The following is a 13,496-nucleotide window of genomic DNA, read 5'->3' on the forward strand; positions in this document are numbered from 1 at the left end:
CTGTGAGTACGTGCTCAACCGTCTCCCGGGACCTCGACGAGCCCATTTCGGGCACCGCGGCCACCGCGAGGACCTGGCTGCTGCTGGAGCAACCGGGTCCGTGGGGTGCCGCAGCGCTCACTTCGAGCCACTTGGATCCCGCGTTGGGCCGCGCCCTGGAGGCGGCCGCGAAGGGCACGGGCGTACGCATCGCGCTCATCCGCCGCCCCGGACGGCACGCCGACTTCGGCACCCCCGCCACGCGCCGCGTCTACGCCGCTCACACCACACCCGGGAAGGTCTGGCTGCACGAGGCCACCACAACGGACCCGGCGCGGCTGCTCGACCTCGATTTCGCCGCGCTCGGCAGGGGCGACCACACCGCCTTCGACGCCGCACTCGACGGCCACCCCCACACCGGCGACCCGCTCGCCCTCGTGTGCACCAACGGCAAGCGGGACCGCTGCTGCGCCCTCCTCGGCCGCCCGCTCGCCGCGGAGCTCGCCGCGTCCGGTGTCGACGGCGTCTGGGAGGTCACTCATCTGGGCGGTCATCGCTTCTCCCCGACGCTGCTCGTGCTGCCCTACGGATACGCGTACGGCCGCGCCGAGGCCCACGGCGTCAAGGAGATCCTGCACGCGGTGCAGGACGGACGGATCGTGGTGGAGGGCTGCCGGGGCAGCTCCGCGTGGGAGCGGCCCGGCCAGGCGGCCGAACTGGCCGTGCGCACGGCGGCCGGCGAGTACGCGGCGGACGTGCTGAGCGTGGTGCGGACCGACGGTGCCGCCCCGCGCTGGGAGGTGACCGTCGCCCACGCGGACGGGCGCCGCTGGCGGGTCGTGGTGGCGCAGGGCGCGTCCCTGCCGCCCCGCGCGGAGAGCTGCGGCGCGTCGGTGCTCGGTGCGCCGGCGCGGATGGACGTGGTGGCGGTGCGAGAGGTCACGGTGACGGCGCTCGCCGGCTGACACGCGGCCGGCCCCCGCCCGCGCATGGGTTGATCAAGGTATCCACACGGCACCTGTTCCTTCCCGGGGCCGCCGTCCACGTACCGTCATGGGTATGAGCTCCACTCCCCCCGCACGCCGTCTGCGCCTCGGTCTGCCGCGGCGGGTGTTCTCGCAGGTCCTGCTGATGCAGCTGGCGATCGCCGCGGGTGTCGCGGTACTGGCGACCGGGTTGTTCCTGGCGCCTCTCAGTGACCAGCTGGACGACCAGGCGATGCGTCGCGCGCTCGCGATCGCGCAGACGACCGCGCAGGAACCGCAGCTCGCGGACGACGTGCGGAGCACGCCCGCGTCACCGGACGGACCGGTGCAGCGGGAGGCGGAGCGGATCAGGAAGGCCACCGGCGCGGAGTACGTCGTGGTGATGGACCGGCGGGGCGTGCGCTGGTCGCACACCGACCCGGACCAGATCGGCGGGCACGTCTCCACCGACCCGGACCGTGCCCTGGCCGGCGAAGAGGTGATGGAGATCGACGAGGGCACCCTGGGCCGCTCCGCGCGCGGGAAGGTACCGCTGCGGGACGGTGACGGCGACATCGTCGGAGCGGTCTCGGTGGGCATCGCGTACGACAGTGTCCGGGCCCGGCTGATGCACGCGATCCCGGGGCTGTTCGCGTACGCGGGCGGTGCCCTGGCCGTCGGTGCCCTGGCGGCGTGGCTGATCTCCCGGCGGGTGCAGAAGCAGACCCGGGACCTGGCCTTCTCGGACATCGCGGCGCTGCTCGCGGAGCGCGAGGCGATGCTGCACGGCATCCGGGAGGGCGTCGTCGCGCTGGACCGCGCCGGCCGGGTACGCCTCCTGAACGACGAGGCGCAGCGCCTGCTGAGCCTGGGTGAGGAGGCCGTCGGCCGGACCCCCGACGAGGCGCTCGGCGCGGGCCGTACGGCCGACGTCCTGGCCGGCCGGGTCACGGGCACCGACCTGCTGACCGTGCGCGGCAGGCGCGTCCTGGTCGCCAACCGCATGCCCACCGAGGACGGCGGAGCCGTGGCCACCCTGCGCGACCGCACCGAGCTGGAGCAGCTGGGCCGGGAGCTCGACTCGACACGCGGCCTGATCGACGCGCTGCGCGCCCAGGACCACGAGCACGCCAACCGTATGCACACCCTTCTGGGGCTGCTGGAACTGGAGATGTACGACGACGCCGTGGAGTACATCGGGGAGGTCGTCGGCGACCACCGGGCCACCGCCGAGCAGGTCACGGAGAAGATCCGGGACCCGCTGCTTGCGGCGCTGCTGGTCGGCAAGGCGACCGTCGCGGCCGAGCGGGGCGTCGCCCTCGGCATCTCGAACCGCACCCGGCTGCCGGACCGGCTGATCGACCCCCGTGGGCTGGTCACGGTCGTCGGCAATCTGGTGGACAACGCCCTCGACGCCGCCGCGGGGACGCCGCACGCACGCGTGGAGGTGGCGCTGCGCTCCGAAGGGCGGGCCGTGATGCTCCAGGTGCGCGACACGGGGCCGGGAATCCCGCCGGACCAGCGCGAGTTGATCTTCAGGGAGGGGTGGTCCACGAAGGAGGCCCCGGCGCACCGGCAGCGTGGCATCGGGCTGTCCCTGGTGCGCAGGCTGGCCGAGCGGCAGGGTGGCAGTGCGACGGTCGGTGCGGCGCCCGGTGGGGGCGCGGAGTTCACCGTGGTCCTGCCGGAGGCACTGGCCGACGCGGGTGCGGTGCCGGCGTTGACCGTGCCGTCCGCCGGGCCCACCGCCGCAGACCCGGCCGCCGGGGAGGAGTCGCGATGATCGAGGTCCTGGTCGTGGACGACGACGTCAGGGTCGCGCGGGTCAACGCCGCCTACGTCGAGAAGGTCCCGGGCTTCCGCGTCGCGGGCGAGGCGCACACCGCTGCCGAGGCGCTGCGCCAGGTCGAGACGCTGCCCCGGGTGGACCTGGTGCTGATGGACCACTATCTGCCCGACGAGACGGGCCTGTCGGTGGTCCGGGAGATGCGCCGGCGCGGCCACCAGACCGACGTGATCATGGTGACGGCGGCGCGGGACGTGTCGACGGTGCAGGCGGCGATGCGGCACGGGGCGCTTCAGTACCTGGTCAAGCCGTTCGCCTTCGCGGGCCTGCGCGCCAAGCTGGAGGCGTACGCGGAGCTGCGCCGCACCCTGGAGGGCGGCGGCGAGGCGGAGCAGGCCGAGGTGGACCGCATCTTCGGCGCCCTGTCCGCGCCGTCGGAGCCGGGGCTGCCCAAAGGCCACTCCCCCACCACCGCCGAGTTGGTGCGCCAGGCGCTGATGAACGCCGAGGGCCCGCTGTCGGCGCAGGAGATCGCGGAGCGGACCGGCGTGAGCAGGCAGACCGCCCAGCGCTATCTGAAGCTCCTGGAGCGCACGGGACGGGCCCGACTGACCCTCAAGTACGGCGACGCGGGCCGCCCCGAGCACCGTTACGCGTGGGCCACGCGCGCGTAGGACACACGCGTTCGGCGGGGACCGCGCATCCGGCACCCGGGGTGAGCGCGGGCCGCACCCGCCCCACACGCGCGCGTACGCCTCGGCCGCCGCTCTTTCTCACGCGGCCCCAGCGCCCGTCAGGGCCCGTACCTCCGTCTCCGCGTGCTTGGCCTCGTCGGCGGGCTCGGACGAGGTGACGGTGCCGAGCCAGCCCGCGAGGAAGCCCAGGGGGACGGAGACCAGGCCGGGGTTCCGCAGCGGGAACAGCTGGAAGTCCACGCCGGGGAACAGCGATTCGGGGCTGCCCGACACGACGGGCGACAGCAGCACGAGGACGATCGCCGGCACCAGTCCGCCGTACACCGACCACACGGCGCCGCGGGTCGTGAAGCCGCGCCAGAACAGCGAGTAGAGCAGCACCGGCAGGTTGGCGGACGCGGCGACGGCGAAGGCGAGGCCGACCAGGAAGGCGACGTTGAGGTCCTTGGCCAGCAGGCCGAGGGCGATCGCGACGACGCCGATGCCGACGGCGGCGACGCGGGCCACGGCCACCTCACTGCGCGGCTCGGTCCGGCGGCGGCGCAGGGACGCGTACAGATCGTGGGCCACGGACGCGGAGGACGCGAGCGTGATGCCGGCGACGACGGCGAGGATCGTGGCGAAGGCGACGGCGGCGACCACCGCGAACAGCACCGTCCCGCCGGTGGAGCCGGCGCCGCCGCCCAGGTCGAGGGCGAGCAGCGGCACGGCGGTGTTCCCGGCCGCGTTGGAGGCGCGGACGGCGTCCGGGCCGACGATCGCGGCCGCGCCGAAGCCGAGGACGATCGTCATCAGGTAGAAGCCGCCGATCAGTCCGATCGCCCAGACGACGGACCGGCGCGCCGCCCGCGCCGTGGGCACGGTGTAGAAGCGGGACAGGATGTGCGGCAGCCCGGCCGTGCCGAGGACCAGGGCGAGTCCGAGGCTGATGAAGTCGAAGCGGGCGGTCCAGTCTCCGCCGTACTTGAGTCCGGGGGCGAGGAAGGCCGCGCCGTGGCCGCTGCGCTCGGCCGCGGACAGCAGGAGCCGGTTGAAGTCGCCGTGGAAGCGGATCAGGACGAGGGCGGTGAGCGTGACGGTGCCGGCGAGCAGCAGGACCGCCTTCACGATCTGGATCCAGGTGGTGGCCCGCATCCCTCCCAGCGACACATAGACGACCATGAGCGCGCCGACGGCGACGACGGTCCAGGTCCGTGCCGCCTCTCCCGTGCCTCCGAGGAGCAGGGCGACCAGGCTGCCCGCGCCCACCATCTGCGCCACCAGATACAGAACGGACACGGTCACCGAGGAAGTTCCCGCGGCGATCCGCACGGGCCGCTCGGACATGCGTGCCGCGACGACGTCGGCGAGGGTGAACCGGCCGCAGTTGCGGACCAGTTCGGCGACGAGGAACAGCACCACGAGCCAGGCCACCAGGAAGCCCACCGAGTACAGCATCCCGTCGTGGCCGAACAGCGCGATGAGCCCGGAGATGCCGAGGAAGGAGGCGGCAGACATGTAGTCGCCCGCGATGGCGAAGCCATTCTCCATGGGGGTGAACAGACGGCCGCCGGCGTAGAACTCCTCGGCCGAGCCGCGTCGTTCGCGGCTCACCCAGGTGGTGATGCCGAGGGTGACGGCGACGAAGGCGCTGAACAGCAGCAGTGCCAGGGTCTGGTGGTCGCCGGTCACGACGCTCCGTCCCTGATGCCGCGCGTCAGTTCCTGGGTGTCCCAGCGCACTTCGAGAGCGGCCCGGTCCCGGCGCAGCCGCGCGTGCCGGGCGTAGGCCCAGGTGAGCAGGAACGTGGTGAGGAACTGGCCGAGTCCGGCGAGCATCGCCACATTGACGGCGCCGGCCACGGGCCGGGCCATGAGGCCGGGCGCGCTGGTGGCGGTCACGACGTAGGCGATGTACCAGGCGAGGAAGACGGCGACGGCCGGTACGACGAATCTACGGTAGCGGCTGCGCACCTCCTGGAAGGCCGGGCTGCGCTGCACCTCCAGATACACCTCGGCCGCCGATCCTGCCCCGGGCTCCCGGCGGGCCGCCGGTACGGCCGCGCCCGCCTCCTCGCCCCAGCCGGAGGCCAGCGCGTCGTACCAGGGGTCGTCGTACCGCACACCGCCGAACGTCTCACCAGCAGTGTCCGGGTGCTTCCCGGCCGGGCTCTCGGCTCCCCCGCCCGGGGAACGGCCGTTGCTTGACTGCATGCCCAAGCATGGACAGACCGGGAAGATCCGTGACTCTTCTTCCCAGAACCCTTCACCCCATCAGGTGACCGAACCCCGGCGATGCCCTGCACGCGCCCGTACGCGGGCACGACGCACGGCCGGGTGCGACGACTCGCGCCCGGCCGGGTACGACGGCTGCTACGCGTCGATGCGGGACCGGTCGAGCGTCGCCGCCGAGTTGGAGATGAACTCCTTGCGCGGGGCGACGTCGTTGCCCATCAGCAGGTCGAAGACCTGCTCGGCGGCCTCCAGGTCGGTGAGGTTGATCCGCCGCAGGGTGCGGCGCCGCGGGTCCATGGTGGTCTCGGCCAGCTGGTCGGCGTCCATCTCACCGAGGCCCTTGTAGCGCTGGATGGAGTCCTTGTACCGGATGCCCTTGCTCTGGAACTCCATGAGCTTGTCCCGCAGCTCGCGGTCCGAGTACGTGTAGACGTACTTGTCCTGGCCCTTCTTCGGTTGGACGAGTTCGACCCGGTGCAGCGGCGGCACCGCGGCGAACACCCGGCCGGCCTCGACCATGGGCCGCATGTAGCGGTGGAACAGCGTCAGCAGCAGCGTGCGGATGTGGGAGCCGTCCACGTCGGCGTCGGTCATCATGATGATCTTGCCGTAGCGCGCGGTGTCGATGTCGAAGGTCCGGCCGGACCCGGCTCCTATGACCTGGATGATCGCGCCGCACTCGGCGTTCTTCAGCATGTCCGTGACGGACGACTTCTGGACGTTGAGGATCTTGCCGCGGATCGGCAGCAGCGCCTGGAACTCCGAGTTCCGGGCGAGCTTCGCCGTACCGAGCGCGGAGTCTCCCTCGACGATGAACAGTTCGCTGCGGTCGACGTCGTCGCTGCGGCAGTCGGCGAGCTTGGCGGGCAGCGAGGAGGACTCCAGGGCCGTCTTGCGGCGCTGGGCGTCCTTGTGCTGACGTGCGGCGATGCGGGTACGGGCGGCGGCGACGGCCTTCTCCATGACGACGCGGGCCTGCTGGGCGGCGTCCCGCTTGGTGGAGGTCAGGAACGCCTTGAGCTCGCGGGAGATCACCGTGTTCACGATGCGGCGGGCCGCCGAGGTGCCGAGGACCTCCTTGGTCTGGCCCTCGAACTGCGGCTCGGCCAGCCGGACCGTGACGACGGCGGTCAGGCCCTCCAGGGCGTCGTCCTTGACGATGTCGTCCTCGGCTACGCGCAGCATCTTCTTGGCGCGCAGCACCTCGTTCATCGTCTTGGCGACGGCCTGCTCGAAGCCGGCGACGTGGGTGCCGCCCTTGGGGGTGGCGATGATGTTGACGAACGACTTGACCGTCGTGTCGTAGCCCGTCCCCCAGCGCAGCGCGACGTCGACGCCGAGCTCGCGGGTGACCTCGGTGGGCGTCATCTGGCCGCGGTCGTCCAGGACGGGGACGGTCTCCTTGAAGGTGCCCTGTCCGGTGAAGCGGAGGACGTCGCAGACCGGCCTGTCGGTGGCCAGGAACTCGCAGAACTCGCTGATGCCCCCGTCGAAGCGGAAGGACTCCTCGCCCTTGCTGCCGCCCTCCCCCAGGCCGTACTCGTCACGGACGACGATGGTCAGGCCGGGCACCAGGAACGCGGTCTGGCGGGCGCGCTGGTGCAGCGTGTCCAGGGAGAGCTTGGCGTCCTTCAGGAAGATCTGCCGGTCGGCCCAGTAGCGCACGCGCGTGCCGGTGCGCGTCTTGGGGATCTTCTTGGTCTTGCGCAGGCCACTGGCGGGCTCGAACTTCGCGTCCGGGCCATTTCCGGAGAAGGCGCCGGGGACACCGCGCCGGAAACTGATGGCGTTGGTGTGTCCGCCACGGTCCACCTCGACGTCGAGCCGGGCGGACAGGGCGTTCACCACGGAGGCGCCGACGCCGTGCAGGCCGCCGGAGGCGGCGTAGGAGCCGCCGCCGAACTTGCCGCCGGCGTGCAGCTTGGTCATGACGACCTCGACGCCGGACAGGCCGGTCTTGGGCTCGACGTCGACCGGGATGCCCCGGCCGTTGTCCCGCACCTCGACCGAGCCGTCGTCGTGGAGGATCACGTCGATGTGGTCGCAGTACCCGCCCAGGGCCTCGTCGACGGAGTTGTCGATGATCTCCCAGAGGCAGTGCAGCAGGCCCCGGCTGTCGGTCGACCCGATGTACATGCCCGGGCGCTTCCGCACGGCCTCAAGACCTTCGAGGACGAGCAGGTGCCGCGCGGTGTAGTTGGAACCGTCCCGGTCTGCTCCTGCCAGCAGCGCTGTGGACGGCACGGACGTCTCGGCGGTCACGCGGTTCGCTCCTCGCTGAATTTCAGATGGGGCCCCGATGGGTAAGGGCGCGGCTTCGGTCACCGGTGAGAGGGTACCGAGGCCTGGTAGAGCCGTTGTAACGCCACCCTCGTCCGGGACTCACACTAGACCACGGTCGCATGCGTGTTCGATCCCTCGAGGGGGTGAAGTACACATCACGTTCCCTTCGAGGCATGAACCATTTAGGCTCCGGGCACGTCCTCATGAACAAACCGGCAATCCGGCCGGGAGGACCTGCCATGACCGACAGCGCGAACCCGTACGACACGACAGACACGTAATACGGCACATTCGCCGCCAACCGGCAACTGCCAGCCGTCTCGGAAAGATTTTTTCGAGGAAAAGCCGCGAGCGGGAACGTTTGGGGGCTGGTTGGATGTTGACCCTGGTACGACAGCTCGTCGAGCTAGAGAAGAGGCGACGTGACTACTGTTCTGACTTCCGCGAGCCCGCTGACGGCCGCTGATCGCTGCGACCGCTGCGGCGCCCAGGCGTACCTGCGCGTCGTCCTGCTGAGTGGCGGAGAACTGCTCTTCTGCGCCCACCACGGTCGCAAGTTCGAGCCGGAACTCAAGAAGATCGCCGCTGAGATACAGGACGAGACGGAGCGGCTGACGGCCGTTCCCGCTCCCGAAGAAGAGCGCTGATTGCAGCGCTAGACCTCGCGTCCGACGAGCCAGCCCGGCAAGGCCGGTGAACGGGCGGCCGCCCCCGCACTCGCGGAGGCGGCCGCCTTCGTCGTGTTCCGGCGAGGCCCGTCAGACGCCCTCAGCCGCTCCCCTGAGCCCTTGCGCGCCGTCCCGCGCCACGTCCCACCCCAGTGTCCGCACGACGTCGGACACGCGCGTGTAGACGCCCGGGCTGCCCGCACGGCCGCAGCCGCTGCCCCAGGACACCAGGCCGATGAGCCGTCCCTGGGCCACCAGCGGCCCACCGCTGTCGCCCTGGCAGGCGTCACGGCCCCCCTGTGACTCCCCCGCGCACACCATGCGCGCGGCGACGTACGCTTCGTCGGCGCTGCCCGGATACGCCCGCTCGCAGCGCGCGTCGGGCAGTACCTGCACGCGTGCCGCGCGCAGGCTGTGCGCGTAGTCGCCGCCGCCCGTGGTGTCGCCCCACCCGTAGACGTGGGCGCTCGTGCCCGGCTGGTACGCGGGATCGCCCGCGCCCGCCGCCGGGACGACCGCTTCGCGGGGCAGCGGTTCGGCGAGGGTCAGCACGGCGAAGTCGCCGGCGTTGCTCCCGGCGTCGTAGTCCGGATTCACCCAGGTCTCCCGGACCGGGATCTCGCGCCCCTCGTCGGTGCGCAGGTCCGTACGCCCCGCTATGACCCGCAGGTCGCGCAGCTGGTCCGGTCGTGCCCCGAGGACCTCCTCGCCCATGCAGTGGGCCGCGGTGAGCACGGTGCTCCGGCCCACGGCGACCCCGCCGCAGAACTGCCCGGACCGCGTACCCCCGAACCGGTCACGGCTGGACAGCGCCACCGTCCAGGGACTGGCGGACGCGTCGACCGGGAAGCCGCCGACGACAACGCTGTCGGCGGCGGCGGGGACGGCGGACACCAGGGGCAGGGCGGACGCGGCGGCCGCCAGAACCAGCGGCCAGGCCAGCGCCCGGGCGAAGGGACGACGCATGAACGCTCCTCACTCTGGGGTGTACGTGGAACACCCAGCGTCATCCAGCCCGCCGCGGCTCGCACCCGCGCGACAGCACGAAGGCCCGGTTCCCCCGCGGGGGAACCGGGCCCTGTCCTCGTGCGAGCGGGACTCAGTCGAGGTAGTCGCGCAGCACCTGCGAGCGCGACGGGTGGCGCAGCTTCGACATGGTCTTGGACTCGATCTGGCGGATGCGCTCACGCGTCACGCCGTAGACCTTGCCGATCTCGTCGAGGGTCTTCGGCTGACCGTCGGTGAGACCGAAGCGCATGGAGACGACGCCCGCCTCGCGCTCGGACAGGGTGTCCAGGACCGAGTGGAGCTGCTCCTGCAGGAGCGTGAAGCTGACCGCGTCGGCCGGGACGACGGCCTCGGAGTCCTCGATGAGGTCACCGAACTCGCTGTCGCCGTCCTCGCCCAGCGGGGTGTGCAGCGAGATGGGCTCACGGCCGTACTTCTGGACCTCGATGACCTTCTCGGGGGTCATGTCGAGTTCCTTGGCCAGCTCCTCCGGGGTGGGCTCGCGGCCCAGGTCCTGGAGCATCTGGCGCTGCACGCGCGCGAGCTTGTTGATGACCTCGACCATGTGCACCGGGATACGGATGGTGCGGGCCTGGTCGGCCATGGCGCGGGTGATCGCCTGACGGATCCACCAGGTGGCGTACGTGGAGAACTTGTAGCCCTTGGTGTAGTCGAACTTCTCGACCGCGCGGATCAGACCGAGGTTGCCCTCCTGGATGAGGTCCAGGAAGAGCATGCCGCGACCGGTGTAGCGCTTGGCCAGGGAGACCACCAGACGGAGGTTGGCCTCCAGGAGGTGGTTCTTGGCGCGGCGGCCGTCCTCGGCGATGATCTCCAGCTCGCGCTTGAGCTTGGGGGCGAGCTTGTCGGAGTTGGCCAGCTTGTCCTCGGCGAACAGACCGGCCTCGATGCGCTTGGCGAGCTCGACCTCCTGCTCGGCGTTGAGCAGCGGGACCTTGCCGATCTGCTTGAGGTAGTCCTTGACCGGGTCGGCGGTGGCGCCGGCGGCGGCGACCTGCTGCGCGGGCGCGTCGTCCTCGTCCTCGTCGGACAGCACGAAGCCCGCGTTCTCGGTGCCCTCGGGCTCCTCGCCGGGCTTGACCTCCTCGAGGACCTCGTCCTCGACGACCTCGGCGTCGTCCTTCTTGGCCGTGGTCTTCTTCGCCGCTGTCTTCTTCGCCGCGGTGGTCTTCTTCGCCGCTGTCTTCTTGGCGGTGGTCTTCTTGGCGGCCGCCTTCTTGGCCGGCGCCGCCTCTTCTTCCTCGGCGGGGGTGTCGGCGGTGGGCGCCGCCGGTGTGGCGGCGGTGGCGGTGGCCTTACGGGCGGTCACCGTCTTCGCCGCGACCGTCTTGGTGGCGGTGCGCTTGGCCGGGCTCTTCGCTGCGACGCTCTTTCGGGTGCGCTTGGGCTCTGCGGCACTGACCATCAGCGTCACACCCTCTTCCTCGAGGATCTGGTTGAGGCTGCGCAGTACGTTCTTCCACTGAGTGGCCGGAATCTGGTCAGCTTCGAAGGCCCGACGCACGTCATCGCCGGCGATCTGCCCCTCAGCCTTTCCCCGCTCAATGAGCGCCATGACAGAGACGGACTCGGCGATCTCCGGCGGGAGCGTACGGGATGTGCTGGCCGACACGAACAACCTCTCGGAACGTTGGAAAACGGCTTCCGGCCCCGTCCACGACGGACAGGAGCCGACCGCCGGCTTGGGGATGGGCCGACGGCGCGGGCGGGGGCCGGGAGATGCACAGCGCCGTGAACGGCGTCCGTATTCCTCCGCGGCTGTCGCCTCTTAGGTCATCGCGTTGTTCCCACGAGTGTTACGCCCAATCCGCGTGGCCCGAGTCACACCTCGTAAACACTCAAAAGCGGTCAGACATGGGCGGAGTGGGTCACCGACGGTGTCGATTCGGTCGGCACGGCGGTCTACGGGCGCCTCGCGCGGTCGGGCCCCGCAGGATTCTGCGGGGCCCGACGGGGGACGGCTCGCCGGCCGGGCGATGCCACAGGAGGGGGTGCCACCCCCGGCGGCGCCGTCCTCGGTGGGCGGTCAGTGCTCGCGCGGGGCAGGCACCACACGCTCCACCTCGGGGAGGACCGTGAGCAGTTGCCGCATGGTCGTCTCGGCCGCCGCGCCGTCGCCGGCGGCGAGGGCGTCGACGATCCTCGCGTGGTGCGCCAGCGACACCTCGTTCGGCCGGTCACAGCCGGTGACCGGACCGCCGGAGACCTGCAGGGCGGCGGAGACGATCCCGAAGAGGTGCTCCAGCATGCGGTTGCCGGCGACCTGGATGAGGAGCGAGTGGAACTCGGCGTCGGCGCGGGCGAAGGTGAGCGCGTCACCCTGCGCCATGGCGTGGTTCATGATCTCCACCATGTCTGTGAGGCGCTGCTGGACGTCCTCACGGCCGTGCCCCGCGGCGAGGCGGGCGGCCAGCGGCTCGATCGTCCAGCGCAGCTCATTCAGCTCGCGGCGCTGGTCGTCGCGCTGCGGCCCGAAAGCGCGCCATTCGATGATGTCCGGATCCAGGAGGTTCCAGTCGCTGACGGGACGCACGCGCGTGCCGACGTTCGGACGGGCGCTGACCAGGCCCTTGGCCTCAAGGACACGGAGCGACTCGCGCACGACGGTGCGGGAGACCTCGAAACGCTGGCCGATCTCCTCGGGCACCAGCGGGCGGTCGGCGCCCAGGTCGCCGGAAACGATCATCTGGCCGAGCTGCTGGACGAGTTGGCCGTGCAGCCCGCGTCCGCGGCTGCCCGCGGCGCGCCGGCCCACGCGGCCCAGCTCGGGTTCCGCGGCCTCCCACGCGGGGGCGCCCACGCGGTCGCCGACGGGCGCCTCCGCGAAGGGGTAGCGGTCGAGTTCGCCCGGGCTCGTCAGGCCGGAGTCGACGGAGCGGGCGGCGGTCATCATGGTGTGCGCAAGGGTACTCACGGATCCTTTGTCGGCGCTGTCCTCAACTCCCTTGAGGTCTTTGGTGAAAAGCACACGAAAGGGTGATCGCTCACCCCGTCGCAATTGACGCCTTATCGGAAAGAAATGGGCTTTCCACGGGGAGTTGCGCACAGGGCGGGACCGGAAGTGTGCGAACCGGGTTCAGCGGACCCTGCCGCGCATCGTGGTGAGCACATACACGCAGAGCAGCGTGGTCAGCGACAACGCCAGCGCGCCGCCGACGGGTTGGACGATCATCTTCAGTGCACCGGCCACGTATCGCCCTCCTCCGAACGGCCACTGCACCAGGAACACCTCTCGCAGCCGAGCGTGCAGCCCCGCCGCCGTTCGCACGGACGCTCCCTCCAGGAGCTTGTGTACGAGTGGCACGACGGCGACCGGTACGGCGACCACCGCCGCCAGTCCCGCCGTGGTCGACCGGAACACCCCCGCCGCCAGCACACCGGCCCAGGCACACCCCACGACCAGCCCGATCCAACTCGCGCCCAGCACGGGCCAGTCCCCGGGAACCTCCGCGACCTCCCGTCCGTAAATCAGATACAACACCTCGGCGTCACACCCGACAGCCAGAACGGCCAGCACCAGCGCGGTGACGGCGGAGACGACGAGTTTCGCGGCCAGCAGCCCCAGCCGGCGGGGCACCGTGCCGCGATCGGCCGCCAGGGCGGGATGGCGGAACTCGTCGCCGAAGGCGAGCGCGCCGATCAGCCCCGCGCCGAGCGCCGCGGGCGGCAGCGGCAGTTCCTGCGGCCACGCGGCGAGCAGCCGCGGCTGCGGGGTGTGCCCGATCCGTGCCAGCACGACGGCGGTGACGGCGGACACCAGCAGCACGGCCGCACCGATGACGAACGAGGTGGCGACACCGGCGGCCCGCCGGAGCTCGTAGCGCAGGGGGCGGAGGGGGGAGGGGGCGGAGCGGACGGAGATGGGGGGTGGGAGGGGG

Annotated in this window: 10 protein-coding genes and 1 pseudogene; 4 read left to right on the forward strand and 7 right to left on the reverse strand. The window is 71.4% G+C overall.

The features are described from left to right. Positions 1–2: 2 nt before the first annotated feature. The 3 genes from QC282_RS13555 to QC282_RS13565 all read left to right on the forward strand — a co-directional run bounded on the left by QC282_RS13555 (position 3) and on the right by QC282_RS13565 (position 3,404). Positions 3–944: a sucrase ferredoxin gene (locus QC282_RS13555; RefSeq protein ID WP_279549560.1), complete on the forward strand. Its 942-nt coding sequence runs from the start codon at positions 3–5 to the stop codon at positions 942–944. Between the two features lie 94 nt (positions 945–1,038). After that, positions 1,039–2,727, forward strand: a complete 1,689-nt coding sequence (locus tag QC282_RS13560; RefSeq protein WP_279549561.1) for a sensor histidine kinase — start codon at positions 1,039–1,041, stop codon at positions 2,725–2,727. After that, the gene (locus QC282_RS13565) at positions 2,724–3,404 is read left to right on the forward strand and encodes a response regulator (RefSeq protein WP_279549562.1); all 681 of its coding nucleotides are present in this window, start codon (positions 2,724–2,726) and stop codon (positions 3,402–3,404) included. Before QC282_RS13560 ends, QC282_RS13565 begins: the two co-directional genes overlap by 4 nt. A gap of 99 nt (positions 3,405–3,503) precedes the next feature. On the opposite strand, the gene QC282_RS13570 is transcribed toward QC282_RS13565, so the two are convergent. The 3 genes from QC282_RS13570 to QC282_RS13580 form a co-directional block, all read right to left on the reverse strand. Next, positions 3,504–5,096: a cation acetate symporter gene (locus QC282_RS13570; RefSeq protein WP_279549563.1), complete on the reverse strand. Its 1,593-nt coding sequence runs from the start codon at positions 5,094–5,096 to the stop codon at positions 3,504–3,506. Then, a complete protein-coding gene (locus QC282_RS13575; RefSeq protein WP_279549564.1) occupies positions 5,093–5,617 on the reverse strand; it encodes a DUF485 domain-containing protein in 525 nt (174 codons plus the stop codon). The genes QC282_RS13570 and QC282_RS13575 overlap by 4 nt, the downstream gene beginning before the upstream one ends. A 159-nt stretch (positions 5,618–5,776) precedes the next feature. Next, positions 5,777–7,900: a DNA topoisomerase IV subunit B gene (locus QC282_RS13580; protein ID WP_279549565.1), complete on the reverse strand. Its 2,124-nt coding sequence runs from the start codon at positions 7,898–7,900 to the stop codon at positions 5,777–5,779. 443 nt (positions 7,901–8,343) lie between these two features. Here QC282_RS13580 and QC282_RS13585 point away from each other — a divergent pair, with 443 nt between their 5' ends. Next, positions 8,344–8,568, forward strand: a complete 225-nt coding sequence (locus QC282_RS13585; protein WP_279549566.1) for a hypothetical protein — start codon at positions 8,344–8,346, stop codon at positions 8,566–8,568. A gap of 111 nt (positions 8,569–8,679) precedes the next feature. On the opposite strand, the gene QC282_RS13590 is transcribed toward QC282_RS13585, so the two are convergent. From QC282_RS13590 to QC282_RS13605, 4 genes and pseudogenes are all read right to left on the reverse strand, one after another. Then, entirely contained in the window at positions 8,680–9,555 is an 876-nt protein-coding gene (locus QC282_RS13590) for a serine protease (protein ID WP_279549567.1), read from the reverse strand. A 133-nt stretch (positions 9,556–9,688) separates the two neighbouring features. Continuing rightward, entirely contained in the window at positions 9,689–11,230 is a 1,542-nt protein-coding gene (locus tag QC282_RS13595; RefSeq protein ID WP_279549568.1) for an RNA polymerase sigma factor, read from the reverse strand. Positions 11,231–11,644: 414 nt separating this feature from the next. After that, positions 11,645–12,532 (reverse strand): FadR/GntR family transcriptional regulator, encoded by an 888-nt coding sequence (locus tag QC282_RS13600; RefSeq protein WP_279549570.1) that lies wholly within the window; start codon positions 12,530–12,532, stop codon positions 11,645–11,647. A 162-nt stretch (positions 12,533–12,694) separates the two neighbouring features. Next, a pseudogene (locus QC282_RS13605) lies at positions 12,695–13,496 on the reverse strand (ABC transporter ATP-binding protein); the annotation flags it as partial.

The organism is Streptomyces sp. DH24 (assembly GCF_029813775.1).
Classification (GTDB): domain Bacteria; phylum Actinomycetota; class Actinomycetes; order Streptomycetales; family Streptomycetaceae; genus Streptomyces.